We start from the raw sequence: 25725 nt of genomic DNA on the forward strand, positions 1-25725 counted from the left end.
TGACTGCGGAGACTGTGCATGTGGACGCTTCCGGAACTGCCCGTCCAGCGTGAACTCCGGCGCATTGCCATCATCACCAGTGGCGGTGACGCACCTGGCATGAACGCGGCAGTCCGCGCCATCACCCGTACCGCCGGTTCCCGTGGCATCGAGACCCTCGGCGCCGATCGCGGCTACAGCGGCCTGGTGCACGAGCCGCTGCGGCCACTGAGCATGAGCTCGGTGGGCAGTATCCTGCAGCGCGGCGGCACCATCCTGAAAACCGACCGCTGCGAGGCATTCATGGACCCCGCGGTACGGCTGCAGACTGCCGATGCCCTGCGTGCCCAGGGCGTGGACGCCCTCATCGTCATCGGCGGTGACGGCTCCCTCACCGGTGCACACCACTTCTTTGCCGACACGGGCCTGCCGGTGCTCGGGCTCCCCGGCACCATCGACAACGACATCGTCGGCACCGACGACAGCATCGGCTTCGATACGGCGGTGAACACCGCCCTGGAGGCCATCGACCGCATCCGCGACACGGCCCACTCCCACGACCGGCTGTTCCTGGTGGAGGTCATGGGCCGCAGTTCCGGGTTCATCGCCCTGTCCGTCGGCATTGCCGGCGGTGCGGAGGCCATTCTGCTGCCGGACGAGGCCGTCAACGCCGAGACTCTGCTGGCGCGCATGGCTCAGACACGCACGCGGGAGAAGGCAAGCAGTCTGGTGGTGGTGGCCGAAGGAACGGACCCAACCTACACCACCCGTCTGGCGGCGGATCTCGGTGCCCAGGGGCGCCCCGCCCGCGCCTGCATCCTCGGCCATATTCAGCGCGGCGGCAGCCCCAGCGGGCACGACCGGGTACTCGCCTCGGTGCTGGGCGCCAGCGCAGTGGATCACCTGCAAGCGGGATACAGCGATATCATGCTGGGGATCCGCGAGGGTGCCATCGCCAGGACGGCGCTGGAGCGTATCGGCCACGAACGCAAGAAGCTGCCCGAGGCGTGGCTTGCGCTGGCCAGTACGCTGGCCTCTTAGTTGGTAGCGGCCACGAACTGTGGAATTCGTCGCTTTTTCGCAACAGGTTTCCAGTGGATAATGAAGCCCTCGCGCCGAGGTCGCCCCTTCCCTGACCCCGGGCACGGAGGACACATGCGAGCACAGAAACCAACGGCGCAACGACTGACCACACTGGCAACCGGGCTGGTACTGGCGTTGGCGCCGCTGACGGCGCCTCTGGCCGACGAGCTCTACCGCTGGACCGACGACGACGGTAACGTCCACTACAGCGACACCTTGCCGGCGAACAAGGCCCCGGACGCGCGGGACATCTACGACCGTGCCGGCCGGCACCTGGAGCGCGTGGACGCGGCGCTGTCCGAGGAAGAGCGGGAACTGGAGCGCGAGCGCGAACGCCAGGAGCAGGAGGCCGAGGAGCTACGCCGACGTCAGGCCGCGGAACAGGCTGAATACGACCGCATGTTGCGGCACACGTTCACCAGCGTCGAGGCCATTCAGGAGGCGCGGGATGAACGTATCGAGAACCTGCGCTCCAGTGTCCAGCTGGCCCGCAGCCGCATCACCCGCCACGAAGAGGAACTGGAGCGGCTACGCGAGGAGGCGGCGCAACAGGAGCGCGTCTCCGGCGGCAACCCCAAGCCGGTACACGAGCGCATCGAGGAGATCCAGGCCCGGGTGGACCGGCAGGAAGGGTTCATCCAGCGCCGCCAGGCCGACAAGGACGAAATCCGCCGGACCTTCGGCAATCACATTGAGCGCTTCCGTGAGCTCCAGGCGGAAGAGGACTGATTACGACCGCCCGTGGATCAGGGTGCCCACACCCTGATCGGTGAACAGCTCCAGCAGCACGGCATGGGTCACCCGGCCATCGATGATGTGCGCCGAGCGTACGCCGTTCTGCACCGCCTCCAGCGCGCAACGAATTTTCGGCAGCATGCCTCCCTGGATGGTGCCATCGGCGATCAGCTCCTCCACCCGTGCGGCGTCCAGCCCGGTCATCAGGGCACCGTCGCGATCCAGCAGGCCAGGGGTGTTGGTCAGCAGGATCAGCTTCTCGGCGCCGAGCACCTCGGCGAGCTTGCCGGCCACCAGGTCGGCATTGATGTTGTAGCCACGGCCGTCGTCACCCACGCCGATGGGGGCGATCACCGGGATGAACTCGCCGGTGTCCAGCATGTTCACCACCGAGGCGTCGATGCTGGCCACCTCGCCCACATGGCCGATATCAGGGAGTTCGCTACCGGGGGTCTCGGCGCCCTGGCCCGCCAGGCGCAACTGCCGGGCGCGAATCAGTCCGCCATCCTTGCCAGTGAGGCCCACCGCGCGACCGCCCTGGGCGTTGAGCAACTGCACGATCTCCTTGTTCACCAGGCCGCCCAGCACCATCTCCACCACGTCCATGGTCTCGGAGTCCGTGACCCGCATGCCGTCGATAAATTCCGTCTCCTTGCCGATGCGCTCCAGGAGTTTGCCGATCTGCGGGCCGCCACCGTGGACCACCACCGGATTGAAGCCCACCAGCTTCATTAGCACGATGTCACGGGCGAAGCTGCGCTTGAGTTCGTCATCCACCATGGCGTTGCCGCCGAATTTCACGACAATGGTCTTGCCATGAAAGCGCTGAATGTAGGGCAGCGCCTCGGTGAGGACTTCCGCCACTTCGGCGGGGGTCTTGGTGTTGCTCATGGTTTTCCTGTTGTTCAGTTCAAGAGATCAGGTGTCGGTCATGAAGGTGCATCTTGATGCACCGTCGGAACCTCTGCCGTGCCGCCGCAACCCGCCGTAGGGTGGACCTTCAGGTCCACCATTGAAGCTTTCGCTGACCCCCTCGGCCGGCATGTCGGAGGAAGGTGGACCTAGAGGTCCACCCTACGCCCCCCGACGGCCCTACCGGCCGACCGACGGCTCAGCTCGGCGGTCCCCGTCAGAACGGCAGCTCCAGCCCCGGCCGCGCCTGCTCCAGCAGCTCCCGGAAGCTGGCGCGGATGCGCTCCAGCGCCGCCTCATCATCCCCCTCGAAGCGCAACACCAGGCAGGGCGTGGTATTGCTGGACCGCACCAGCCCCCAGCCATCCGGGAAATCCACCCGCAGGCCGTCGATGGTGGTCACCCGGGCGTCGGGGAAGCTCGCCGCCGCCACCAGACGCTCAATCACCTGCGGCGGCTCGCCCTCTTCCAGATCCACCTTGATCTCCGGAGTGCTCACCGCCTCGGGCAGCGCCGCAAACACCTCGGTGCTGGACTGCTCTTCCATGGAGAGGATCTCCAGCAGGCGCGCCGCGGTGTAGATGCCGTCGTCGAAGCCGGGCCAGCGGTCGTTGAAGAAGATGTGGCCGCTCATCTCGCCGGCCAGCGGCGCCCCGCTCTCCTTGAGCTTGGCCTTGATCAGCGAGTGCCCCGTGCGCCACATCACCGGCACACCGGCGTTCTCGGAAATCACCTGGGCCAGCTGGGAGGAGCACTTGACGTCGAAGACGATGTCGGCGCCGGGGTTACGGGTGAGTACGTCGCGGGCGTAGAGCATCATCTGCCGGTCGGCCCAGATGATCTTGCCGGTGGCGTCCACGACACCGAGGCGGTCCCCGTCGCCATCCAGCGCCAGACCCACGTCGGCCTGCTGCAGGCGCACCAGCCGGATCAGCGCCTCCAGGTTGTGCGGGTCGCTGGGGTCCGGGTGGTGGTTCGGGAAGTTGCCGTCCACTTCGCAGTAGAGCGGCTCCACCTCGCAGCCGATGGCCTGCAGGACCCGCGGGCCGATGGCGCCGCCCACCCCGTTGCCAGCATCCAGCACCACCCGTAGCGGACGGTGCAGGGTAATGTCCGAGGCGATGGCGTCGATGTAGTCTTCAGCCAGGTCCTGCCGGCGGACCGATCCTTCACCGTCGTGCAGATCGCCGGCCTGCAGGCGCCGGTGCAACCCGGTAATGGCATCCCCGGAGAGCGTCTCGCCACCGATCATGATTTTCATGCCATTGTAGTCCGGCGGATTGTGACTGCCGGTGATCTCTACCCCGGTGCCGGTGCCCAGGTGGTGGGTGGCAAAATACATCACCGGCGTCGGCACCTGACCGATATCGATCACCTGCCGCCCCGTGGCTGCCAGCCCCTCGATCAGCGCCTCGGCCAGCTCCGGGCTGGACAGGCGCCCATCGCGACCGACCACCACGTCAGTGCAGCCGCGCGCCGCCGCCTCGCTGCCAATGCTCCGCCCGATCTCGCGGACCACGTCCCGGGACAACGTCTTGCCGACAACACCACGAATGTCGTAGGCGCGAAACAGACTGGGATCGACCTTCACTGCGGATTCCTCTTCGCTGGTAGCGCTGCCCTCCACGGCAGCGGGTTCATGATCACTGGACGCATTATCGTGCTCCGCGCTGATTTCCTCGACGGTAATGCCCTGCGAAGAGGCTGCCTGCAACGCACCCGTATTCTCTTCGGCGGCGACCGCGGAGGCCGCCGCCGGCCGGGACTGCGCTGTGTCCACCGCCCGTTCACGGGCAGCATCCAGCTCCTTCTGCGTCTCCGGCCAGCCGGCCGTGTAGGTGCTGGCGGGCGTACCCGCCGCCGCATCTTCGACCAGCCCGGCCCATGCACGGCTGTCGCGGGCCCGCGCTCGCCCCAGAGCACGGCCGGCCACGGCCATGATCAGGACGATGAGGGCGCCGGCAATGCCCACCACTGTCAGGAACCACGGGTCGGCCAGCGGCCGGTAGGGTGTGCCTGCGCTGGCCGGCTCAAAACGCACCCGCCAGTCCGTTCCGGGAACGCGTGCGGTGTGCACCAACGAAGGTGCGTTACCGACGCCCTGGGCGTGGACCACCCCGTCACTGCCCTGAAGAAGCTCCACCCCGCCTTCCACGACATCCCCTGCCCCGAGGGTGGCTCGCATCCAGTCCGGCGGCAGGCTGAGAACCACATGGCCAACCACCTCGCCACCGGAACCGACCGGCTGCACCAGATTCACATGGGCGTCGTCACTACCGAGCCTGTGCCCCTCGGGACCGATCTGCTCGGCGCCGGATTCAGCGGCACGGAGCATGTCGAGAAGGGCATAGCCCACCGGCGGATCGGCATCCAGCTCGGTGCTGTCGTGGCCGGCGGGGAACAGAGCCAGGCGAATGGCGCCCGGAAAGGCAGGCCGCAGGCCGGCAACAGCCGCCTGCATGACGTCACCGGACCCATCTTCCAGGGCGTCCGCCAGATCCGGCTGCTCCGCGGCGAGAGCCAGCCGCCGCTTGAGCCCGGACACCTCGCTCTGAACCTGGGCAGCCAGCAAGCCGGCGGTGGCCATGGGGATATCCCCGCGCTCGGCCTCACGGGCCTGTTCCGCCGCGTCACGGACAAACCACAGCGCCGCGGCAACCACTGCCAGCAACAACAGTGTCAGCAGGGCCACACCAGCGACGAGGCTGACCCTGGCATTGCCGCGCTTCCCCGGCCCTGTCGATGTTCCCGCGCTCATACCTGCTCAGCGGCGGCCTGAATGGCCGAAACCGCCCTCCCCCCGTTGTGATTGTTCGAATGATTCCACCACGCGGAGGGTCGGTCGCACCACCGGCACGAACACCAGCTGCGCGATCCGCTCCCCCGGCTGAATGGTGTAGGCGCTGCTCCCCCGGTTCCAGCAGGAAACGAACACCTGCCCCTGGTAGTCGGAATCGATCAGGCCCACGAGATTCCCCAGCACGATGCCGTGCTTGTGGCCCAGGCCAGAGCGCGGCAGGATCGTGGCCGCCAGCGCCGGATCCCCCATGTGGATGGCAATGCCGGTGGGTATCAGCAGGGTCTGCCCCGGCTCCAGCGGTGTTTCGGCATCCAGGCAGGCACGCAAGTCCACGCCGGCGGCGCCATCGGTGGCATAGTCGGGCAGGCCCCAGTCCGTCTCCAGGCGGGGATCCAGCACGCGGACGTCAACGGTGGTCATGCTCGCTCCTTGTCATCACGGCCGGCAAAGCGTTCGGCAATGCATTCCATCAGCCCCACGGCCAGGCGGGTCTTCGGCTCCGGCCCCAGGGACAGGCCGCCCCCCTCCCAGGTCACTTCCAGGGCGTTGTCCTCGGCCTCGAAACCGCTGCCCGGGCGGCCCACCCAGTTGGCGGCGATCATGTCGAGACCCTTGCGCCGCCGCTTGTCCTCGGCGTGCTCCTGCATATCATGGGTCTCCGCGGCAAAGCCCACGGTAAACGGTGGCTGTGGCCGCGCGGCCACATCCGCGAGGATGTCCGGGTTGCGCACCAGAGCGATGTCCATGGTGTCAGCCTGTTTCTTGATTTTCGCCTCCGCCGGAGTCGCCGCGCGGTAGTCCGCCACGGCGGCACAGGCCACGAAGATATCGCACTCGGCAACACGCTGCATGACCGCCTGATGCATCGCCTCGGCGGACTCCACGTCGACGCGCTCCACACCGGCAGGTGTCGGCTGATTCACCGGGCCGGCGACCAGGGTCACGCGGGCGCCACAGCGCGCAGCGGCGGCGGCCAGGGCAAAACCCATGCGACCGGAGCTGCGGTTGCTGATGTAGCGCACCGGGTCGATGGCTTCACGGGTGGGACCGGCAGTGAGCAGAACGTAGCGTCCGGCCAGCAGCGGCCGGGGCAGCACCCCGCCGAGAGCGGCCACCAGGTCCAGGGGCTCCAGCATGCGACCATCCCCGGTTTCGCCACAGGCCTGGTCGCCGGCACCGGGGCCGAAGATCGCCACCTGGCGCTCGGTAAGGGTGCGGACATTGGCCTGGGTGGCCGGATGCGCCCACATGAGCCGGTTCATGGCCGGCGCCACGGCCACCGGGGCATCCGTGGCCAGGCACAATGTGCTGAGCAGATCGTCGGCAAGGCCATGGGCCAGCCGCGCCAGCACATCGGCGCTGGCCGGGGCGATGAGGACAACATCCGCCCAGCGTGCCAGCTCGATGTGGCCCATGGCCGCCTCGGCATCCGGGTCCAGCAGGCTGGTGTGCACCGGGTTGCCGGACACGGCCTGGAAGGTCAGAGGCCGCACGAACTCCTGCGCCCCCGCGGTCATGACCACCCGCACCTCGGCGCCGGCGTCGCGCAACCGGCGCATCAGGTCAGCGCTCTTGTAGGCGGCAATGCCGCCGGTCACCCCGAGCAGAATGCGCTTGCCGTCGAGATCGGCCATATCCCCTTCCACTGATGTCCAGAGTCACTGCAGGAACAAGAGTGTACGGGATCACTGCGGGCGAGCGTAGGGTTACCGGCTCGCCGGATTGCCACGCCCCTCTTGCAGCCGAGGGCGGAACCGGCTAAAAAACCCTCTCCCTCATGGATGACGGAGTAAAGATCATGCCCATCACGGACTGGCCTGCCGGCGAGCGCCCCAGAGAACGCCTGCTTGCCCACGGCGCCGACGCACTCTCCGACGCCGAACTCCTGGCCATATTCCTGCGCACCGGCAGCCGCGGCGTCAGCGCCGTCGACCTGGCTCGGGACCTGCTCAACCGCTTCGGGGGCCTGCGCGGCCTGCTGGAGGCGGATTATCAGCAGTTCTGCGCGGGCCCCGGCCTGGGTGATGCCAAGTACGCCCAGTTACAGGCGGTGCTGGCCATGGCTCGACGCTACCTGGCCACCGACCTGGACCGCGGCGATGCGCTCACCAGTCCCCGGGCGACAACGGCGTATCTGCGCGCGCAGCTGCGCCATCAGACCCGGGAGGTATTCGCCTGTCTGTTCCTGGACAACCGCCACCGGGTGCTGCGCTTCGAGGAGCTGTTCCAGGGCACCATCGACGCCGCCGCGGTGTACCCGCGGGAGGTGGTACGTCGGGCACTGGCGCTGAATGCAGCGGCGGTGATCGTCGCTCACAACCACCCGTCGGGCGTCGCTGAACCCAGCCGTGCGGACGAGCAGATCACCCGGCGACTGCAGGAAGCACTGGCCGTGGTGGATATTCGCCTGCTGGATCACTTCGTGGTGGGCGACGGCGAACCGGTATCCTTCGCCGAGCGGGGGCTATTATGATGACAAAACCTTGCCATCGGGAGATCGGGCAATGCGCCGCTTCACTGACGAACAGGGCCGCGAGTGGGATACCACCGTGGGCCGCGAGTCCTACGGCATGCAGGTGTTCCTGTTCATGCCCCTGGACGGCAGCGGAGTGCGCAAGGCACTGATGAGGTCGGACACCTGGCTGGACGGCGAGCGGGAGCTGGACGGCATGGATGAGGAAGCGCTGCGGGAGCGGCTGGGCGTGTCGGTGGCGTGGGAGGACACAGCGTCGATGTAGCGCCGGCCGGGTGCCCGGCGCGGCCTGCGCGGTCAATGAGGGTGCATCTTGATGCACCATGGGAACGGCAACGGCAGGCGGGCGGGGCGGAACGTCCGGTCCGACTCCTACCGACTTGCAGACCAAGGTGGCTCATCGAGGCCGGTACACCGTGGGAGCGACGTCAGTCGCGACGGCAAAAGCCGCGTGCTCTGCGATGTCGCGACTGACGTCGCTCCCACGGGTTCCTGGCTGATTTCGCGGGGCGATGGCCTGGCGGAGCACCAGGCCACCACGGCAGATTCACGCCGCCATGGCCGCCTTGAGCTTGCTCATGGCGTTTTTCTCGAGCTGGCGGACTCGTTCCGCGGACACGCCGTACTTGGCGGCGAGATCCTGCAGGGTGGTCTTGTTTTCCGCCAGCCAGCGCTGCTGGACGATGTCGCGGCTGCGGTCGTCCAGGCGTTCCACCGCTTCGTGCAGGGACTCCACCTGATGGTCGTCCCAATCGTCCGACTCGACTTGGGCGGCGGGATCCATACGGCTGTCACTCAGGTACTGTGCCGGCGACCGGGTCACGTACTCGTCGTCATTGTCCGCGTCCGGCTGCGGATCGAATGCCGTGTCCTGGCCGCTCAGGCGCGACTCCATCTCCAGCACGGTCTCCGGCTTGACGCCGAGGTCACCGGCGACTTTCTGCACTTCCTCATGCGTCAACCAGCCCAGCCGTTTCTTGCTGCTGCGCAGGTTGAAGAACAGCTTGCGCTGGGCCTTGGTGGTGGCCACCTTGACAATGCGCCAGTTGCGCAGCACGTACTCGTGGATCTCCGCGCGAATCCAGTGCACGGCGAACGACACCAGCCGCACCTTGACGTCCGGATCGAAGCGCTTCACCGCCTTCATCAGGCCGATGTTGCCTTCCTGGATCAGGTCGGCCAGCGGCAGGCCATAGCCGTTGTAGCCACGAGCGATGTGGACGACGAAGCGCAGATGCGACAACACCAGCTGCCGAGCGGCATCGATGCTTTCGTGATCGCGATACTCCACCGCGAGCTCGTGCTCTTCCTCGGCGCTGAGAACAGGAATCTGGTTCACGGCCTGGATATAGGCCTCTTCGCTGCCGGCGCGCAGCGGTACGTTGTTGAGAGATACCTGTGTAAGAGCCGTACCCATCGTTACTCCCCCTTCATGGCTGCCGCGTGTATTTTAGCAGTCACTTCCTTGGAGTGCTAAACCCGACAGAAGTTCCAGCGCCGGCACGATTGCAGCGACGATCTGCCGGCGCAACAGACTTACGGTTATGAGGTTGGCTCCATCCGTTTTCAAGGCTCACATGGCACGGCTTGGCGGCCGTACGCTCATCGCCCAGACCAACGCCAAGGGATCAACGGGGCTCGATATCCGCCAGGTGCCGGCCCACGGCCAGCCAGGAGCCGCAAAGGCCCAGCGCGATCCCGGCCGCCCACAGGGCCAGCGTGCCCTGCAGCCCCAGTCCGGTGAGCAGCGGGCCGGTCTGATACAGGGATGCCAGGCGCTCCAGCGGCCCACTGAGCAGCAGGCGGCCACCCTCCACCAGCACCGTTGCCAGCACGCCGCCGATGATTCCGTACCAGGCGCCCTCGTAGAGGAACGGCCGGCGGATGAACGCGTTGGTGCCACCGATGAGCTTGGTGACCACGATCTCCTCGCGCCGGTTCTCGATGGCCAGGCGAATGGTATTGCCCACGACCATGATCACCGCCGCGGCCAGGAGAATGACCACCAGCCACGCGGCCCGCCGTGAGAGCTCCATGATCGCCTGCAGCCGCTGCACCCACTCCAGGTCCAGCCGCGCCGTGTCCACGGCCTCGTGCTCCCCCATCTCCGCGGTGAGTGCCTCGATCTCGTCCGCCGGCGTCCCGGTGACGGGGTAGACGATGACCAGCGGCGGCAGCGGGTTCTCGTCCAGGAACGCCAGTGCGTCGTCCATGCCGGCCACCGCCTGGAACTCCTCCAGCGCCTCGTCCGGGCTCACCACCTCCGTGCGCCGGATCGATGTGCGCTCGGCCAGGGAAGCGGCCAGGGCGGCCTGGTCCTCCGGGGACACGTCGGCCTGGAGGAACAGCGACACCTGGGCGCCGTCGTCCCAGTCGCCGGCGTGGCGCTCCAGATTGTCCAGCAGTAACAGGAAGGCGGCAGGCAGTGCCAGGGCGATGCCGAGCACGCCGGCGGTCATGATGCTGGCCACGCGGCTACGGGCCAGCCGCCCCAGGGCACCTACCGCGGCGCGGCCATGATCCGACGCCCATACGGTCAGGCGCGCCCCCATGCGGCTGCCGCTGCGCTGCTTGCGTGCCGGTGCCCCCATGGCTCAGCCCCCGCCCCCGGTGTCGCCCACCAGCCGGCCTTCGGCAAGACTCAGATAACGGTGGCCAAGCCGGCGGATCAGCCCCAGGTCGTGACTGGCGATGAGCACCGTGACACCGACGCGGTTGAACGCCTCGAAGAGCCCCATGATCTCCTCGGAGAGTTCGGGATCCAGATTCCCGGTGGGCTCGTCGGCCAGCAGGATGGGCGGGCGGGTGACCACCGCCCGGGCAATACCGACGCGCTGCTGCTCGCCACCTGACAGGGTGATGGGATAGGCGGTCTCCCGGTGCAGCAGGCCCACCTTGTCCAGCGCCGCGCGTACACGGCGCCCCAGGTCCCGGTGCGGGACCCCTGCAATCACCAGCGGCAGGGCCACGTTCTCGAACACGGTGCGATCGTAGAGCAGGCGGTGGTCCTGGAAGATCATGCCCACGCGCCGGCGCAGGTACGGGATGCGACGGCTGGACAGGCGGCCGAGATCGATGCCATTGAGCACGATCTGGCCGCGGCTGGGCCGCTCCAGCACCGGAATGAGCTTCAGCAGCGTGCTCTTGCCCGCCCCGGAGTGGCCGGTGAGAAACACCAGCTCGCCCTGCTCGATGCGGAAGGACAGGCCGCTCAGGGCCTCGTAGCCCCCCGGATACTGCTTACCGACGCTATCAAACTGGATCATCGCCTGTCCGATCTACCTTCCATGGCCGGTCACTGCTCCAGCGCCTCGCCCAGCAGGGCATCCACGAACTCTTCGGCGTGGAACGGCCGCAGGTCCTCCGGCCGCTCGCCGACGCCGACGTAACGGATGGGCAGGCCAAGCCGGTGGGCGATGGCGAAGATGACCCCGCCCTTGGCGGTGCCATCGAGCTTGGTGAGGATGATGCCGGACACACCCACGGCGTCGTGGAAGTGCTGGGCCTGGGACAGCGCGTTCTGGCCGGTACTGGCGTCCAGCACCAGCAGGACTTCGTGGGGCGCTGTCTCGTCCAGGCGACCCAGAACACGACGGACCTTGCGCAGCTCCTCCATGAGATTGCCCTGGGTGTGCAGCCGCCCGGCGGTATCGGCGATGAGCACGTCCACCCCGCGGGCCTGGGCGGCCTGATGGGCGTCATAGATCACCGAGGCGGAATCGGCACCGGTGTGCTGGGCGATCACCGGGATACCGGTGCGCTCGCCCCACTGCTGGAGCTGTTCCACGGCGGCGGCACGGAAGGTGTCACCGGCGGCGAGCAGCACGGAGCGGCCTTCCTCGCGGTAGCGGCTGGCCAGCTTGCCAATGGTGGTGGTCTTGCCGGCGCCGTTGACGCCAACGGTGAGCAGCACGAAGGGTCCGCCGTCATGTTCCGGCACCAGTGGCGCTTCGCAGGGGGCCAGCACGCCGATCATGTCCTCGCGCAGGGCCTGCATGAGCGCATCCAGGTCCGTCAGCTCCTTGCGGCGGACACGCTCGGTCATGCTCTCGATGATGCGGGTGGTCGCTTCCACACCGACGTCTGCCATGAGCAGCCGCGTCTCCAGCTCCTCCAGCAGGTCATCGTCGATGGTCTTGCGGCCGAGAAAGGCATTGGCCAGCCCCTCGGTGAGTCCGGAGCGGGTCTTGCCCAGGCGCTCGCGCAGACGCCCGAACAGGCCCGGCTTCGCCGCCGCCTCGGTCTCCCCGGAGTCAGGGCGCGCGTCGTCGCCCTGTTTATTCTTTCTGAACCCGAACATGGTTGTGATGGTCACTCCATGAGTGAGTGGTTGGCGTACGCGCCCGTGGCAGATAACTTACCATTGTGCGCGCCACGAAAGGTCGCCTCCAACGCCGCAGGCGAAGCGTGACCCTACCACTCATGACGCCGTCGGCTCACCACGTGTGAGCCACTGACAACGAACACCAACGAGCGACCCTGACCATGATGCGATCCTGCCTCGCCCTGCTCACCGGGGCTGCCCTCTACGCCGGCGCCGCCGCGGCGACCACGCCGGACATCCACAGCTTCGAGCTGGACAACGGCATGAAAGTCATCGTCAAGCCCGACGAGCGCGCACCGGTTGTCATCAACCAGGTCTGGTTCCCGGTGGGCTCCAGCCATGAGCAGCCGGGCACCACCGGCGTGGCCCACGCCCTGGAGCACATGATGTTCAAGGGCACCGAGACCCGTGAGACCGGCACGTTCTCGCGCACCATCTCCGAGGAGGGCGGGCAGCTCAACGCCTTCACGGGTCGGGACTTCACCGGCTACTACGAGGAGCTTGGCGCGGACCGCCTGGAGATCGCCATGGAGCTGGAGGCGGACCGGCTGGAGAATATCGTCTTCGACCAGGACGAGTTCGAGCGCGAGATGGAGGTGGTCCAGGAAGAGCGCCGCCTGCGGGTGGACGACAACCCCATGGGTGTGCTCCGCGAGCGCTTCAACGCCGTCGCCTGGCATCACAGCCCCTACCGCCAGCCCATCATCGGCTGGAAACGGGACATCGACCAGCTGACCCTGGACGACATCGAGGCGTTCTACGACGACTGGTACGGGGTGAACAATGCCATCCTGGTGGTGGTCGGCAACGTGGATCCGGACGAGGTGCGCGCTCTTGCGGACAAACACTTCGGCCCGCTGGAGCCCCGGCCGACGCCCGACATCAAGGATCGCGAAGAGGTCGAGCCACTGGGCGAGCGCCGGTTGACCGTTCACCACGACAACGCCAACCCCTTCCTGATGATGGGCTATCACGTCCCTTCACTGGCGACCACGGACGACCCGGGCGAGACCTACGCGCTCAGTGTACTCAGCCAGGTGCTGGACGGCGGCCGCAGCGCCCGACTGCCCACCGAACTGGTGCGCGGACAGGAACTGGCCGCTGGCATCGGCACCAGCTACCGCAGCATGGCCCGGCTGGATACGCACTTCGCCATCCACGCACGGCCCACGGGAGAGGTGGAACTGGACGAGCTGGAAGAGGCGGTGCGCGCGGAGGTCGAGCGCGTCCGCGAGGATGGCATCACCACCGAGGAGCTGGAGCGGGCCAAGGTGCAGCTGCGCGCCGACTACGTCTACCGCCTCGACTCCCTCTCCGGTCAGGCCATGGAAATCGGTCTGCTGGAGACAACCGGCATCGGCTATCAAGCCATGGAGGAGTTCGAGGAGCGTCTGGAAGCCGTCAGCCGCGAGGATGTCCAGGAGGTCGCGCAGCGCTACCTGCAGGACAAGCGGCTGACCGTCGGTCATCTGCTGCGCAGCGAGGACGCGGACGACACCCCCACGCTGCCCGGCATGACCCCCGGCGCCGACGCCACCGACGACACCACCGGATACTGAGGAACCGACATGCTCGCGATCCGACACACCCTGCGCCGTTCGCTGCTGCCGCTTCTGGGCCTGGCCGTCACCACAATGGCGAGCCCTGCGCATAGCGGCCCCGACATCGAGCACTGGACCACCGACCAGGGACTGGACGTCTACTACGTGCACAGCCCCACGCTGCCCATGGTGGATTTGCGGCTGACTTTCGACGCCGGCTCCGCCCGTGACGGCGACACGCCCGGCCTGGCTTCGCTGACCAGCAATCTCCTCAGCGAGGGCGCGGGAGGCCTCGATACCGGCGAACTGGCACGGCGCTTCGAGGATCAGGGCGCCCGCTTCTCCACCGACAGCGGCCGCGACACCGCGAGCATCAGCCTGCGAAGCCTGAATGACCCGGACACCCTGAGCGCCGCGGTGGAGGCACTGACCCTGGTGATCAGCGAACCGGACTTCCCCGAGGCCGCCGTGGACCGCGAGCGGCGGCGCATGCTGGTGAGCCTGCGCAACAGCCGCCAGGATCCCGGGTCTCTGGCCCGGGAGACGTTCTGGGAGGCGCTCTACGGCGACCACCCCTACGCCAGCCGCCCCGGCGGCAGCGAAGAAAGCCTGGAGGCCATGGACCGTGACCAGGTAACGGCCTTCTTTGATGATTACTACGTGCGCGAGAATGCCGGCCTGGCCATCGTCGGCGACCTGAGCCGCGCCGAGGCCGAGGCGGTGGCCGAGCATCTGGGCGGTAGCCTGCGCAGCGGCTCCGCCCCGGAGCCACTGCCGGAACCGGAACCCTCGGCGAAGGCCGGGGAGACCATCCACATCCCCTTCGGCACCAACCAGAGCCACGTGCTCATGGGCCAGGTGGGTTACCCCCGTGGTGACGACGACCACTTCGCCCTGTACACCGGCAATCACATCCTCGGCGGCGGCGGGCTGGTCAGTCGCCTGGCCGAAGAGATGCGCGAGGAGCGGGGCCTGTCCTACAGCATCGGCAGCCGCTTCTCGCCCATGAAGCAGTCCGGTCCGTTCCTGATCAGCACCCAGATCCGCAGTGACCGTACCCAGGAAGCGCTGGACGTGTTGCAGAACACGGTGAACGATCTCCGGGACAATGGTCCCGGTGAGGACGAATTGCGACGCTCGGTGCGCAATATCACCGGTAGCTTCCCGCTGCAGCTCGCCGACAACCGCAGCATCCTCGGCTACGTGGCTACCATCGGCTTCCACGGGCTGCCCCTGGACTACCTTGACCGTTTCCCGGAGCGCATCGAGGCCCTGGATGGCGAGACCATCCACGACGCCCTGCAGCGCCGGCTGCAGCCGGACGATTTCGTCACCGTCATTGTCGGCCCCCAGGACGAAGACGGCGAGGAAGCCGACGAGGACGAACTGGAAGGCGCGGATTGATCCCGCTACAGTCCGCCCATGGCAGCCAGGGCGCGTAACGAACTGCGTATCATCGGCGGCGAATGGCGGGGCCGCCGGCTGCGCTTCGCCGACGGTGCCGGCCTGCGTCCCACGGCGGACCGCAACCGCGAGACGCTGTTCAACTGGCTGCAGGCCGTGGTGCCGGGGAGCCACTGCCTGGATCTCTTCGCCGGCAGTGGCGCCCTCGGCTTCGAGGCGGCGTCCCGGGGCGCCGCGTCCGTGCTGCTGGCCGAGCGCAATCGCAATGCCATTGCCCGGCTGCGGCAGAACATCGGCTTGTTGCAGGCCGAGGCGCGAATCCACGTCCATGCCGGTGACGCCCTGTCGTTACTGCGACAACCGCCGGACCGGCCAGTAGACATCGTTTTCCTGGACCCACCCTTTACCGGCGGCCTTCTCGAGCCGGCATGCCAGGCACTGAGCGCTGGCGACTGGCTTCACGCGGACAGCCGTGTGTACCTGGAACATGCCCGGCAGTCGCCGCCGCAGCTGCCGCCGGGCTGGAAGATTCTGCGGGAGCGCACCGCGGGCGATGTGTGCTTCCTGCTGGTCGCGCCCGAAGGCCGCCAGATAACAGCTTGATTGATTGCGGGCGCGGCCAATGGTTTGATGTGTTGCTCCTTACAAGAAACAACCTCACAGGACCGCGAGATGACCGTCACAGCCATTTACCCGGGAACCTTCGACCCCATCACCAACGGCCATATTGACCTGGTGGAGCGGGGCGCGAAGCTGTTCGATCGCCTGATCATCGGCGTGGCCGCATTTCCCAGCCCCAGCAAGAAGCCGGCGTTCTCCAATGAAGAGCGGCTGGAAATGGCGCGCACTGCGTTGGCACACGTTCCCAACGTCGAGGTCACGGGCTTTGACACCCTCCTCGCACATTTCGTCGCCGCGGAAAACGCTCAGGTCATCCTGCGCGGGCTGCGCGCCGTCTCCGATTTCGAGTACGAGTTCCAGCTCGCCAGCATGAACCGCCAGCTCATCGAGAATGTGGAAACGGTGTTCCTCACCCCGTCCGAGCAGTACGCGTTCATTTCCTCCAGCCTGGTGCGGGAGGTCGCGGCACTGGGCGGCAACGTCGACAAGTTCGTGCACCCGCAGGTGGCCGAAGCCCTGGCCGCACGCCTGCAGAAGTAATATCCGGAGCTCCCAATGCTGCACCGTTTCACCGGGACGATTCTTGGTCTGTGCCTGCTGCTGACCTCCCTGACCGCAGCGGGCCAGACGCCACCCGGCGCCGCCGTGGCCACCGCGCATCCCCTGGCCACCGAGGCAGGCATCGAAGTCCTGGACCAGGGTGGTAACGCCTTCGATGCCGCCGTTGCCGTCAGTGCCGCCCTGGCGGTGGTGGAACCCTACGGCTCCGGCATCGGCGGCGGCGGCTTCTGGCTGCTGCACCGGGAAGCGGACGACCAACAGGTCATGGTGGACGGTCGCGAAACGGCCCCCGGCGAGGCGACCCGGGACATGTACCTGGACGACGAGGGCGAAGTCCGCGACCGGGACTCCCTGGACGGCCCCAGGGCGGCAGGGATCCCGGGCACCCCCGCCGCCCTGGTACACCTCACCGAGGAGTACGGTGAGCTGAACCTGGCCACCAACCTGGCGCCGGCGATCCGTTATGCCGAGGAAGGCTTTCCGGTGGGCCCCCACTATCAGCGCATGATCCGCTTCCGGCTGGATGCACTCCGCGAGTCGCCGGCGGCCGCTGATATCTTCCTCGACGACGGCGAGATTCCCGAGGAAGGCGAGCTGATTGTCCAGACGGACCTGGCCTTGACGTTGCAACGTCTGGCCGATGAGGGCTTCGACGGCTTCTACCGTGGTGACGTCGCCGAGCGCCTGGTCTACGGCACCAACGAGGCCGGCGGTCTGTGGCGCATGGACGATCTGACGGACTACGAAATCCGCGAACGGGAACCGGTCCGGGGCACCTACCGCGGCATGCGGATCACCAGCGCTGCGCCGCCGTCGGCGGGCGGCATCGGTCTGGTGACGATGCTCAACATCCTCGACCAGCACGACCTGCACAACCAGCCCGAGGCGCAACGGATTCACCTCAAGGCCGAAGCCATGCGCCGCGCCTACCGCGACCGCCCCGTCTACCTGGGCGATCCCGATTTCGTCGACATCCCCGTGGACAAGCTCACCAGTCGGGAGCACGCCGAGACCGTTGCCGCGGACCTGGACCCGGAGCGGGCAACTCCCAGCGAGGACCTGCCCACAGGGCGCATCGGCGGCGAGGACACCACCCACTTCTCCGTGATCGACGCCGACGGCAACCGGGTGGGCGCAACCCTGTCCATCAATTACCCGTTCGGCTCCGGCTTCATGCCGCCGGGCTCCGGGGTGCTGCTGAACAACGAAATGGACGACTTCGCCAGCCAGCCCGGCAAGCCCAACGCCTACGGCCTGGTGGGCGGCGAGGCCAACGCCATCGAACCCGGCAAGCGCCCACTGTCCAGCATGACGCCAACCTTCCTGGAGACCGAGGACCGCGTTGCCGTGCTCGGCAGCCCCGGTGGCAGTCGCATCATCACCCAGGTGCTGCTGGGCACCATCAGCTTCGTCGACCGCCTTGAACCGGAGCAGTGGGTGTCACGGCCGCGCTTCCACCACCAGTACCTGCCGGACCGCATCCAGCACGAACCCGGCGCCATCTCCGTGGAAACCCGCCGTGCACTGGTGGCCAAGGGCCACACCGTACGCCCCATGATGCGGCGTTACGGTGACATGCAGGTGGTGTTCTGGGACCGGGACGAGGATCGCATGGAGGCAGTAAGCGACGAACGCGGCGGCGGTGAAGGCCGGGTGACGCAGGAGTAGTCACTCGCCGGCGGGATTCAGGCGTAGGTATCGATGTGATGCTCCCCCGGCGGGGTATCGTTGCCCCCGGTCCGGTCCTGATCATCCCGGGGCGCACCGGCATCCCGGTCTGGAACCTCCTGCCGCCGCTGCTGCGGCTTCTGCAGGACATCGCGGACGCGGACATCCACCGCATCCCGGCCCGGGGTATGATCGCGTTCCTGCAGCCCCTGATCCGCGTAGCGATAGGGCTGCTTCACCTGCCCCACCTGGCGCGGTGGCTGCAGCGAGGGGCTGCGCGGGTAGTATACGTAGACGTCGAGCATGCCCGTCTTCCTGCTGTTGGTACTTGACGTCAGTATAGATCGATCCAGTCACACATGATATCCAGGGGAAAAGCTTTTGGATCAAATGGATAATGGCGAATGAACACCATGTTTCGTAACGGCGTGGTCACACTGGCGGTGCTGGCTGCACTGCTGCTGACACCATTGCAGGCCGACACCGCCACGCCCGAGCGCGTCGTCCGGGATACCTTCGATGCGTCCCTGGATGCCCTCCTGGAGCACCACGAAGCCATCGCCGAGGACCCCCGCCTGGCAGAGGAACTCATCGACGAGATCCTCGCGCCCAGAGTGCATTTCGAGCTCATGAGCCGCCTCATCCTCGGGCGCTACTGGGGCGAGGCGGACACGGAGCAGCAGGAGCGCTTCGTCAAGGCGTTCCGCGAGAATCTCATCCGCACCTATGCCCGCATGCTCGCCAACAACATCGATGACGCCCTGGCCATGGTGGAGGGGCAGGACAACATCCTGCGGGTAGACCGGGTCACGGAGCCCGACGACCGCGGCCGCGTCACCGTGCAGACCCGCCTGCAGTTCCGCGACCAGTCTCTGCCGGTGTATTACCGGCTGATCCGCACCGGTGATGACTCCTGGAAAGCCTACGACGTGGTAGTGGAGAACATCAGTTTCGTCACCAATTACCGCCAGGAATACGGCAGTGCGATCAGGCGCGGCGGCGTCGAGGACCTGATCCAGCGCCTGGAGGCCCGCACCCGTGGCGGCGGGTCCGCGGAGGAGTGATGGGGCGCCTGCTGATGTTGCTGCTACTGCTGGTCACCCTCGCGTGGCTCACCGGTTGTGCCGCGTCGCAGCCCCAGCGTGCCGACAACATCTGCACCATCCTGGACGACAATCCGCGCTGGTACGACTATGCCCGCGAGAGCGAGGAACGCTGGGGCACCCCCATGGCCACCCAGTTCGCGTTCGTACGCCAGGAGTCCTCGTTCCGCCACGACGCGCGACCGCCACGGACGCGACTGCTGGGTTTCATCCCCTGGCGGCGGCCGTCCACCGCCTACGGCTACGCCCAGGCCCAGAACCCCGTCTGGGGCGAGTACCTGGAGGCCGAAGGCAGCTTTTTCGCGCGGCGCACGCACATGAAACATGCCCTGGATTTCATCGGCTGGTACAACAACAACACCCACCAGCGCCTGGGCATCAGCAAACAGAACCCCCGCCACCTGTACCTTGCCTACCACCAGGGCCACACCGGATACCGGCGGCGGAACTGGGAGAACAACAGCACTCTGCTGCGCGCGGCAACCCGCGTGGAGCGCACCGCGCAGAACTACGCGGCGCAGCTGCAGGAATGCGAGGAACGCTTCCAGTGCCGCCGCTTCTGGCAGTTCGGCCCCTTCTGCGACGCGTGACACGCCGGCCCGGCCTTTCCCTCCTGCGGCTCCGGTGTGCGGACAAAAAAAACCCCCGGGAAACCCGGGGGCAAGGTTCACGCGTCAGGGTGGGCAGACGCGCTGCCTGACGGCCACCGGTGATGGGTGCGCGGGACACCGATGGCCGCGCTGTCGTCGTGGTAGCAGGGCACACGCTGAGGCAGGCCACGACGACCAGGCGATGGCACGACAAAGAGTGCATTGGTCGTGCCACCTGGAGCATAGACTATGCAATCAGGCAGTTACAGAATGGACGAACGCAATCGGCACAGAAAACCGTAACCACCTGGCGACACCTTAGCGGCAAAATAACGCAAAATACTGATAAAAAAGAAGAAAAAGATGTCTCTTCATGGCAACAGTCGCCATACGGGTCAGTCGTTGTCAGGCGAACTCTCGCGATAGGCGATCTGGAGCCGCTGCAGGTACCGTTGCAGCAGGGTACTGCCCCGGGTGGACAGGCCCTGAAAAGCGACTCCGAGCCGGCGCCCCACGGTGCCATCCCGAAAGATGTGCCGTGACACGTTGCGGACTTCCAGCCCCACCGCCAGGGGCGTCTGCCCCGGAACCCGAAGCTCCGCATCATTGAATACGTCTCCGATCCGCAGTGACAGCTTCATGGTCGCGTCAACGATGCCGACTCCGCCCAGACTCATGTCCGTGACCCGGAATTCATGCACCTCCCCGGTATCGTTGGCAATCCGGCAGAGCACCGGACTGGACACCGGCATGGGCACGCGGAAAAACTCCCGGCGCTGAAGGCGGTACAGGCTCTCGGGCAGGGGCGCCCGGAACACCGGCCCGTCATCGCGACTTGCGCGCTGCAACCCCTGCAAGCGGAATTTGACGCTGACGTTGTTCTCCCGGGTCATGCAAACCAACTGGCCCGCCGCCAGGGCGCGTCGGTTGATGGCGTCATCAGGCCCGTGATCCAGAATCAACTCCGCGGTCTCGTGATCCACGTCCAGCACGGCGGTCACGAGGCTTTCGCGGCCCTGATTGAAATAGGCGGTGATCAGTTCCGGGCGCCGGCCGAGCTGGCGCAGCACAGCGACAATGTCACGGCGGCTGGTGAGCTGGAACTGGTTGTCATCGTGCTGGTGGCCGGAGTCCGACACGCCATCTCCCCGTTTGAGCGCTACTACGCCTTGCAGCCAGAGTTTTCCCCGGCCGCGGACAGCGCCTATACTCTTGTTAGCAACGTCGACGAACGACAGAGCCATGATAAACGATTCGGGAGAGGGCATGTTGCAACGACTGACAGGCAGAACGGTCACCCTGGGGCTGCTCACCGCGGCACTCGGGCTTGGGGCACAGGCGGCATTCGCGGACGAGGCCGCGTACGAGATCTGGGCACTGGACCAGGGAACACACAAGGCCCACATCTACGACCAGGATCTCAAGGAGGTCGCGCGCATCAACCTGGGCGCCCACGGCGTGCGCGTCCCGCACATGGTGGAGTTCAGCTCCGATCACCGCTACGCGGCGGTGGCCAACGTCGGCACCGGCAACGTGGCGGTGATCCGCACCGAGGACTACCGGGTAGTGGATATCATCGAGACCGGCCCGCGCACGCACATGGCCGGCTTCACTCCGGATGACAGCGCCATTCTGGTGGACGTCATCGGCTCGCCGGACGTGGACCGGGACGGCATGGTGGTCGAGGTCAGCGCCGATCTGGATGCCGAGGAGTTCCGCGTCAGCCGGGAATTGATCATTGCCAATGACCCGGTTTTCGAGGCCCGCGCGGACGACTTCAACGACGTCGCCGCCATCTGCCACGACACCACCGCCGACGGCGGGCGCGCCTTCGTCACCCTGGGGCCGAGCCTGGACGACGGCGGACTGGTGGTGGTGGATACCGAGAGCATGACCCTGGACGAAGTGTTCTCGCCCAATGAACTGCAGACCAACTGCGGCACCATGCTTACACCGGACGGCGAACACATGATCGTCAACGGCGGCGGTCCGCAGACAGGGATCTGGTACGCCCTGGACGTGGAGACGCTGGAGGTGGTGGCGTCCGACGTGAGCCAGGGCATCGACGCCCACGGCGTGCGCAACGTCCCCAACGGCGAGGCCATCTGGATGGTCAACCGCGGCTCCTCGGACGGTATCGTCATCGACCCTGAGTCGTTCGAGATCACCGCGACTATCCCGGACACCGGGCCCACACCGGACATTCTCGACTTCTCGCCGGACTCCCGCTACGCGTTCATCACCCTGCGGGGCCCGAACCCGGTGTCCATGCCTCACATGGCCGAGGGCGAAACCCCCGGGTTCTCCGTGCTGGACGTGGACACACGGGAAATCGTCGACGTTGTCGAGCCGGCGCAGGGCAATCCCGACAGCGATTTCCACGGGATTGCCGTGCGCGTACTGGATTGAGCCGGATCGTGTCGTGTCCTGCAGCCCCGGGGGGCCCGCGCGCGGCGGGCTCCCCCGGGGGCGCTTGCTGATCCATGAGTCGTTACCGCCCCCCACAACCGAAACGGTCCGCGTACATCACCCGCGAGGGTTGGCGTACGCTGGAGCGTGAACTGAACTGGCTGTGGCGCGTACGCCGGCCCGAGGTCACCCAGGCCGTCAGCGAGGCGGCTGCCATGGGCGACCGCTCCGAGAATGCGGAATACATCTACGGCAAGAAGCAGTTGCGGGAAATCGACCGGCGCGTGCGCTATCTCAGCAAGCGCCTGGACGAACTCACCGTGGTGCAGGAGCGCCCGTCAGACCCGAGTCGCATCCGCTTCGGCGCCTGGTTCACGGTGGAGGACGATGCCGGACAGGAGACGCGCTACCGCATCGTCGGGCCCGACGAGTTCGATCCCGGCCAGGGCCTGATCAGCGTGGACTCACCCATGGCCCGGGCCGTGCTCGGCAAGACGGAGGATGACGGGGTGAACGTGGCGCTTCCGGCAGGCACTACGACCTTCGTGATTACCCGGGTATGGTACACAACCGGCGAACCGGACGGAGGCTGACCCCGTCCGGTTCACGCCTTACACCGCCGCCGTCAGTCGTTGCCGTAATAGTCGCCGGATGCCCGTTCGCCCGAATTCCGGGCGGACTGATCGAAACCGCCACTGGGCGCCTGGTTCGCCGCATCGGTTCCAAAGCCGGCACCGGTGGTCGTCTGCGCTTCGGGTTGGGCGTCATTGGTCTGGAACGTGCCCCAGGCCACGTAGCCGCGGGCGTTGGCAGTCACCGGGTCGTTGACAACCACGCTCTGTGGCACCTCCGGCCGGAGATAGCGCTCCAGCACATGGGCGCCACCGCCGGTGAGCAGCACGGAGTCATAGTCGGTGAGCTGCCACAGGGACTGCATCTCCACCATCAGCTTGGTGGCCACCTCGCCGAGGATCTGATCCCGCAGGTCGGTGATGTCCACGCGCCGCCCGGAGACATTGATCTCGCCATCGATGACGGCCTGGTCCAGCGTGTAAGTCTCGCGTTCAAGACCGTACTGGGTGGCCAGGGCCGATGACAGGGCGTCATACCCGGTGGAGATGCCCAGCGGGACCGTGCGGCTCCAGGCCGGGGCGTACTCGCCCTCGACGATAGTGGCAAAGTCGCTGGTGCGGAAGCCGACATCAATGATGCCGACACGCCCCTCCAGCAGCCGGGAGTCACCACGCAGTTGGCCGCGGCCATCCAGCACTTCGGCCCAGAACGTCCCCAGGGGCTGCGGCACGACCTCGATGTTGTTCAGGCGAATGCTGAGATCCTGGCGATTGCGCCCGACATGGCGGGTCACGGTATGGTCGCCACGCATGCGCGAGACCAGGTCATCCGCCAGGTGCATACGCCCCGGCGGCAGGCCCGTGACCACGGAGAAGTCGTTCATGGATTCGCGGCAGAACATGCTCAGTGCACCGAGGAACAGGATGCGCAGATCATCCCCTTCGGCGCGGGTTGCCGAGAGGCCGCGGTGGGCGATGCGGGAATGACGGATGGCCAGATCCCCCAGGAAATAGGTCTTGCCACCCACGGTGATGCGAATGTCGCTGGTCGGATCCGGCTTCTGGAAGCCCAGCGACATGGGGCCGCCGCCACTGCCATCACCGACCACACTGGGGAAGCGTACCCCGTCACGGCCATCGTTGGCCTTGACGAAGCCGTATCCCATATCGAGTCCGATTACACGTTCCACAGCGCTACCCCCTGCATTGGTCTGCTTCCGTTATCTCTCGCGACGGCGCACGGGAAGCCCGCGACACTGAAGGCCGGGAGCAAATGGGCCCTGACGCCGATCCTAAACCCCAGTGCCGCTCAGCGCCACCGCCGCTGATTCTCTGCCACCCGGTCCTGCCGGTGTTCGGGTTCGCTCTGCTCGAAGGCCACCGTCGGTTCACGACCGTCGTGTTCGTCGTCGGAGCCGGCAACCTGCTCGTCGATCCCGGTGACCACCGGCTCGTCCCCATCGAACTCGTCCGTGGTGGCGTGCACCACCGGCTCGGGCTCAGGTTCAGGCTCGGGTTCCGGCTGGGCCTCGGCCCGGAAAGCCGGTTGATCCGCGCCGACACCTTCCTGGCTTTGCCAATGGCCGAGCTGCGCCACGGATTCCTCGTCGGTGGAGCGGCTTTCGCCGACAAACTGCCCACCGGGCTCAATGACGAAGCTGCGGCTGGAGACCTCCCCCAGAACACGTCCCTTGTTGACGATCTCCAGGCTGTCGCACTCGATGCGACCGCGTGCATAGCCGCTGACCACCATGCGGTGCGCCCGGATCTCGCCTTCAAAGCTGCCCTCGGCACCGATGGAAACGTCACTGGCAGAGTCGATCTGACCCTCGATACGGCCATCGATATGGACGTTGCCCTCGGGCGACAGGTCACCCACCAGCGTGGTACCCGCGGCAATGATGGTGGTGCCGCCACCGCGGCGCTTGGCCGGTTTGCTCTTGCTTCCGAACAATCCCATGCTGTTTCGGCTCCTCACATCGTGCGACCCGTTCTCCCCCGCGGGCGACCGGTCGGCGCAGTCGTTAGTTCCCCACACGGTACGCGCTTTGCAGCGTCCGGACTGTGGAGTACATCACACGCACCCCCGACCATTGCCCCGGCCGCCCCTCCCTAATGTTTCCCTAACGCTGACACCCGGAACAATAGCAGGTGCTGCGCTGGCCCACTTGAATCAGGCGCAGCGGGGCGCCACAGGCACGACAGGGTTGGCCGGCGCGGCCGTACACGGACAGCGACTGACGGAAGTAGCCGGGACGACCGCCACTGCCGACGAAATCCCGCAGCGTGGTCCCACCGGCATCGATGGCTTCGGTCAGCACGGCCTGCACCGCAGCCGCCAGTTCCCCATAGCGCCGGCGGCTGACACGCCCGGCAGCCCGGGCCGGGTGGATGCCCGCACGAAACAGGGCCTCGGCGGCATAGATGTTGCCAACACCGACTACCGTCGCTGCATCCATGATGAAGGCCTTGACCGCCTGTCGCCGCCCACGGGAGCGCTGGTAAAGCCACTCCCCGGTGAAGCCGTCGCCCAGCGGCTCCGGCCCCAGCCGGGCCAGCAGAGGGTGGCTGCCGCCATCGCCGGGGGCCAGGTGAACGCTGCCAAACCGACGGGGGTCGGTGAAGCGAAGCACCTGACCGTGCGAGAAAACCAGATCCAGGTGCGCATGGGGCTCGGGGGGCGTTCTGGCAGGGACCAGGCGGAGACTGCCGGACATGCCCAGGTGCAGTAACAGGGTGTCAGCGTCGAGCCGGAACAGCAGGTACTTGGCGCGCCGATCGACTGCGCTGACCTGGCGCCCCCGCAGCCGCTGCGGCAGGTCCTCCGCCACCGGCCAGCGCAACCGGTGGTCGCGGACCACGACGTCGCTGATGGTGGCGCGGCTCACATGGGGCGCCACGCCCCGGCGCGTGGTCTCCACCTCGGGCAGTTCGGGCATGGTGATGGCTT

At 66.9% G+C, this 25725-nt stretch carries 26 protein-coding genes; 13 read left to right on the forward strand and 13 right to left on the reverse strand.

Going from position 1 to position 25725, the window contains the following annotated elements:
- The first annotated feature begins 18 nt into the window (after positions 1-18).
- The gene (locus KU884_RS17460) at positions 19-1020 is read left to right on the forward strand and encodes an ATP-dependent 6-phosphofructokinase (RefSeq protein WP_167783811.1); all 1002 of its coding nucleotides are present in this window, start codon (positions 19-21) and stop codon (positions 1018-1020) included.
- A 114-nt stretch (positions 1021-1134) separates the two neighbouring features.
- On the forward strand, positions 1135-1791 hold the full coding sequence (locus KU884_RS17465; protein WP_167783812.1) for a DUF4124 domain-containing protein: 657 nt from the start codon (positions 1135-1137) through the stop codon (positions 1789-1791).
- Here the strand turns inward: KU884_RS17465 and argB are convergent, their stop codons facing one another.
- The 4 genes from argB to coaBC form a co-directional block, all read right to left on the reverse strand.
- Entirely contained in the window at positions 1792-2688 is an 897-nt protein-coding gene (argB, locus tag KU884_RS17470) for an acetylglutamate kinase (protein ID WP_167783813.1), read from the reverse strand.
- A gap of 238 nt (positions 2689-2926) precedes the next feature.
- Positions 2927-5467: a phosphomannomutase/phosphoglucomutase gene (locus KU884_RS19185; protein WP_305793265.1), complete on the reverse strand. Its 2541-nt coding sequence runs from the start codon at positions 5465-5467 to the stop codon at positions 2927-2929.
- A 6-nt stretch (positions 5468-5473) separates the two neighbouring features.
- The gene (dut, locus tag KU884_RS17480; RefSeq protein ID WP_167783814.1) at positions 5474-5929 is read right to left on the reverse strand and encodes a dUTP diphosphatase; all 456 of its coding nucleotides are present in this window, start codon (positions 5927-5929) and stop codon (positions 5474-5476) included.
- Positions 5926-7143: a bifunctional phosphopantothenoylcysteine decarboxylase/phosphopantothenate--cysteine ligase CoaBC gene (gene coaBC / locus KU884_RS17485; RefSeq protein ID WP_167783815.1), complete on the reverse strand. Its 1218-nt coding sequence runs from the start codon at positions 7141-7143 to the stop codon at positions 5926-5928. Before coaBC ends, dut begins: the two co-directional genes overlap by 4 nt.
- A 164-nt stretch (positions 7144-7307) precedes the next feature.
- Here coaBC and radC point away from each other — a divergent pair, with 164 nt between their 5' ends.
- Positions 7308-7982, forward strand: coding sequence for a DNA repair protein RadC (radC, locus tag KU884_RS17490; RefSeq protein ID WP_167783816.1), 675 nt, complete (start codon positions 7308-7310; stop codon positions 7980-7982).
- Positions 7983-8013: 31 nt separating this feature from the next.
- Positions 8014-8247 (forward strand): hypothetical protein, encoded by a 234-nt coding sequence (locus KU884_RS17495; protein ID WP_167783817.1) that lies wholly within the window; start codon positions 8014-8016, stop codon positions 8245-8247.
- A 282-nt stretch (positions 8248-8529) separates the two neighbouring features.
- Here the strand turns inward: KU884_RS17495 and rpoH are convergent, their stop codons facing one another.
- The 4 genes from rpoH to ftsY form a co-directional block, all read right to left on the reverse strand.
- Complete coding sequence (gene rpoH, locus KU884_RS17500) at positions 8530-9399, reverse strand: RNA polymerase sigma factor RpoH (RefSeq protein ID WP_167783818.1); 870 nt, start codon at positions 9397-9399, stop codon at positions 8530-8532.
- 211 nt (positions 9400-9610) lie between these two features.
- Positions 9611-10573, reverse strand: a complete 963-nt coding sequence (ftsX, locus tag KU884_RS17505) for a permease-like cell division protein FtsX (RefSeq protein ID WP_254432107.1) — start codon at positions 10571-10573, stop codon at positions 9611-9613.
- Positions 10574-10576: 3 nt separating this feature from the next.
- Positions 10577-11248 (reverse strand): cell division ATP-binding protein FtsE, encoded by a 672-nt coding sequence (gene ftsE, locus KU884_RS17510; protein WP_167783819.1) that lies wholly within the window; start codon positions 11246-11248, stop codon positions 10577-10579.
- 29 nt (positions 11249-11277) lie between these two features.
- Positions 11278-12282 carry a signal recognition particle-docking protein FtsY gene (gene ftsY / locus KU884_RS17515; RefSeq protein WP_167783820.1) on the reverse strand — a complete coding sequence of 335 codons (1005 nt, stop codon included), beginning with the start codon at positions 12280-12282 and terminating at the stop codon, positions 11278-11280.
- A 185-nt stretch (positions 12283-12467) separates the two neighbouring features.
- Between ftsY and KU884_RS17520 the strand changes: the two genes are divergently transcribed.
- The 5 genes from KU884_RS17520 to ggt all read left to right on the forward strand — a co-directional run bounded on the left by KU884_RS17520 (position 12468) and on the right by ggt (position 18101).
- Positions 12468-13865 (forward strand): pitrilysin family protein, encoded by a 1398-nt coding sequence (locus KU884_RS17520; protein ID WP_254432108.1) that lies wholly within the window; start codon positions 12468-12470, stop codon positions 13863-13865.
- Positions 13866-13874: 9 nt separating this feature from the next.
- On the forward strand, positions 13875-15251 hold the full coding sequence (locus tag KU884_RS17525) for a pitrilysin family protein (RefSeq protein WP_254432109.1): 1377 nt from the start codon (positions 13875-13877) through the stop codon (positions 15249-15251).
- Positions 15252-15269: 18 nt separating this feature from the next.
- Positions 15270-15854 (forward strand): 16S rRNA (guanine(966)-N(2))-methyltransferase RsmD, encoded by a 585-nt coding sequence (gene rsmD / locus KU884_RS17530; RefSeq protein ID WP_167783821.1) that lies wholly within the window; start codon positions 15270-15272, stop codon positions 15852-15854.
- Between the two features lie 69 nt (positions 15855-15923).
- A complete protein-coding gene (gene coaD, locus KU884_RS17535) occupies positions 15924-16412 on the forward strand; it encodes a pantetheine-phosphate adenylyltransferase (RefSeq protein ID WP_167783822.1) in 489 nt (162 codons plus the stop codon).
- Positions 16413-16427: 15 nt separating this feature from the next.
- A complete protein-coding gene (gene ggt, locus KU884_RS17540) occupies positions 16428-18101 on the forward strand; it encodes a gamma-glutamyltransferase (RefSeq protein ID WP_167783823.1) in 1674 nt (557 codons plus the stop codon).
- A 17-nt stretch (positions 18102-18118) separates the two neighbouring features.
- Here the strand turns inward: ggt and KU884_RS17545 are convergent, their stop codons facing one another.
- Positions 18119-18406: a hypothetical protein gene (locus KU884_RS17545; RefSeq protein ID WP_167783824.1), complete on the reverse strand. Its 288-nt coding sequence runs from the start codon at positions 18404-18406 to the stop codon at positions 18119-18121.
- 99 nt (positions 18407-18505) lie between these two features.
- Here KU884_RS17545 and KU884_RS17550 point away from each other — a divergent pair, with 99 nt between their 5' ends.
- Together KU884_RS17550 and KU884_RS17555 are read left to right on the forward strand one after the other, a co-directional pair.
- The gene (locus KU884_RS17550; protein ID WP_167783825.1) at positions 18506-19165 is read left to right on the forward strand and encodes a phospholipid-binding protein MlaC; all 660 of its coding nucleotides are present in this window, start codon (positions 18506-18508) and stop codon (positions 19163-19165) included.
- Positions 19165-19794 (forward strand): lysozyme-like domain containing protein, encoded by a 630-nt coding sequence (locus KU884_RS17555; RefSeq protein WP_371807943.1) that lies wholly within the window; start codon positions 19165-19167, stop codon positions 19792-19794. The genes KU884_RS17550 and KU884_RS17555 overlap by 1 nt, the downstream gene beginning before the upstream one ends.
- A gap of 395 nt (positions 19795-20189) precedes the next feature.
- On the opposite strand, the gene KU884_RS17560 is transcribed toward KU884_RS17555, so the two are convergent.
- The gene (locus KU884_RS17560) at positions 20190-20933 is read right to left on the reverse strand and encodes a flagellar brake protein (RefSeq protein WP_167783827.1); all 744 of its coding nucleotides are present in this window, start codon (positions 20931-20933) and stop codon (positions 20190-20192) included.
- A gap of 127 nt (positions 20934-21060) precedes the next feature.
- Between KU884_RS17560 and KU884_RS17565 the strand changes: the two genes are divergently transcribed.
- Positions 21061-22203, forward strand: coding sequence for a YncE family protein (locus KU884_RS17565; RefSeq protein ID WP_167783828.1), 1143 nt, complete (start codon positions 21061-21063; stop codon positions 22201-22203).
- A 74-nt stretch (positions 22204-22277) separates the two neighbouring features.
- Positions 22278-22796 (forward strand): transcription elongation factor GreB, encoded by a 519-nt coding sequence (gene greB, locus KU884_RS17570; protein WP_167783829.1) that lies wholly within the window; start codon positions 22278-22280, stop codon positions 22794-22796.
- Positions 22797-22828: 32 nt separating this feature from the next.
- Here greB and KU884_RS17575 read toward each other — a convergent pair whose 3' ends face one another.
- From KU884_RS17575 to mutM, 3 genes are all read right to left on the reverse strand, one after another.
- The gene (locus KU884_RS17575; RefSeq protein ID WP_167783830.1) at positions 22829-23965 is read right to left on the reverse strand and encodes a ParM/StbA family protein; all 1137 of its coding nucleotides are present in this window, start codon (positions 23963-23965) and stop codon (positions 22829-22831) included.
- A 119-nt stretch (positions 23966-24084) separates the two neighbouring features.
- Complete coding sequence (locus KU884_RS17580; protein WP_167783831.1) at positions 24085-24735, reverse strand: polymer-forming cytoskeletal protein; 651 nt, start codon at positions 24733-24735, stop codon at positions 24085-24087.
- Between the two features lie 163 nt (positions 24736-24898).
- Positions 24899-25714: a bifunctional DNA-formamidopyrimidine glycosylase/DNA-(apurinic or apyrimidinic site) lyase gene (gene mutM / locus KU884_RS17585; protein WP_167783832.1), complete on the reverse strand. Its 816-nt coding sequence runs from the start codon at positions 25712-25714 to the stop codon at positions 24899-24901.
- Positions 25715-25725 lie beyond the last annotated feature (11 nt).

The sequence above is a fragment of the Aquisalimonas sp. 2447 genome, from assembly GCF_012044895.1.
Lineage (GTDB): Bacteria > Pseudomonadota > Gammaproteobacteria > Nitrococcales > Aquisalimonadaceae > Aquisalimonas.

Bases quoted from the DNA above. Each gene is read 5' to 3' on its own strand.
- KU884_RS17550 (WP_167783825.1), top strand. From the start codon at position 18,506: ATGAACACCATGTTTCGTAACGGCGTGGTCACACTGGCGGTGCTGGCT.
- ftsX (WP_254432107.1), bottom strand. From the start codon at position 10,573: ATGGGGGCACCGGCACGCAAGCAGCGCAGCGGCAGCCGCATGGGGGCG.
- KU884_RS17520 (WP_254432108.1), top strand. From the start codon at position 12,468: ATGATGCGATCCTGCCTCGCCCTGCTCACCGGGGCTGCCCTCTACGCC.
- rpoH (WP_167783818.1), bottom strand. From the start codon at position 9,399: ATGGGTACGGCTCTTACACAGGTATCTCTCAACAACGTACCGCTGCGC.
- KU884_RS17460 (WP_167783811.1), top strand. From the start codon at position 19: ATGTGGACGCTTCCGGAACTGCCCGTCCAGCGTGAACTCCGGCGCATT.
- KU884_RS17525 (WP_254432109.1), top strand. From the start codon at position 13,875: ATGCTCGCGATCCGACACACCCTGCGCCGTTCGCTGCTGCCGCTTCTG.
- ftsY (WP_167783820.1), bottom strand. From the start codon at position 12,282: ATGTTCGGGTTCAGAAAGAATAAACAGGGCGACGACGCGCGCCCTGAC.
- KU884_RS17565 (WP_167783828.1), top strand. From the start codon at position 21,061: ATGTTGCAACGACTGACAGGCAGAACGGTCACCCTGGGGCTGCTCACC.
- mutM (WP_167783832.1), bottom strand. From the start codon at position 25,714: ATGCCCGAACTGCCCGAGGTGGAGACCACGCGCCGGGGCGTGGCGCCC.
- KU884_RS17495 (WP_167783817.1), top strand. From the start codon at position 8,014: ATGCGCCGCTTCACTGACGAACAGGGCCGCGAGTGGGATACCACCGTG.
- KU884_RS17465 (WP_167783812.1), top strand. From the start codon at position 1,135: ATGCGAGCACAGAAACCAACGGCGCAACGACTGACCACACTGGCAACC.
- coaD (WP_167783822.1), top strand. From the start codon at position 15,924: ATGACCGTCACAGCCATTTACCCGGGAACCTTCGACCCCATCACCAAC.
- rsmD (WP_167783821.1), top strand. From the start codon at position 15,270: ATGGCAGCCAGGGCGCGTAACGAACTGCGTATCATCGGCGGCGAATGG.
- greB (WP_167783829.1), top strand. From the start codon at position 22,278: ATGAGTCGTTACCGCCCCCCACAACCGAAACGGTCCGCGTACATCACC.
- KU884_RS17580 (WP_167783831.1), bottom strand. From the start codon at position 24,735: ATGGGATTGTTCGGAAGCAAGAGCAAACCGGCCAAGCGCCGCGGTGGC.
- KU884_RS17555 (WP_371807943.1), top strand. From the start codon at position 19,165: ATGGGGCGCCTGCTGATGTTGCTGCTACTGCTGGTCACCCTCGCGTGG.
- ggt (WP_167783823.1), top strand. From the start codon at position 16,428: ATGCTGCACCGTTTCACCGGGACGATTCTTGGTCTGTGCCTGCTGCTG.
- KU884_RS19185 (WP_305793265.1), bottom strand. From the start codon at position 5,467: ATGAGCGCGGGAACATCGACAGGGCCGGGGAAGCGCGGCAATGCCAGG.
- radC (WP_167783816.1), top strand. From the start codon at position 7,308: ATGCCCATCACGGACTGGCCTGCCGGCGAGCGCCCCAGAGAACGCCTG.
- KU884_RS17545 (WP_167783824.1), bottom strand. From the start codon at position 18,406: ATGCTCGACGTCTACGTATACTACCCGCGCAGCCCCTCGCTGCAGCCA.
- dut (WP_167783814.1), bottom strand. From the start codon at position 5,929: ATGACCACCGTTGACGTCCGCGTGCTGGATCCCCGCCTGGAGACGGAC.
- ftsE (WP_167783819.1), bottom strand. From the start codon at position 11,248: ATGATCCAGTTTGATAGCGTCGGTAAGCAGTATCCGGGGGGCTACGAG.
- coaBC (WP_167783815.1), bottom strand. From the start codon at position 7,143: ATGGCCGATCTCGACGGCAAGCGCATTCTGCTCGGGGTGACCGGCGGC.
- argB (WP_167783813.1), bottom strand. From the start codon at position 2,688: ATGAGCAACACCAAGACCCCCGCCGAAGTGGCGGAAGTCCTCACCGAG.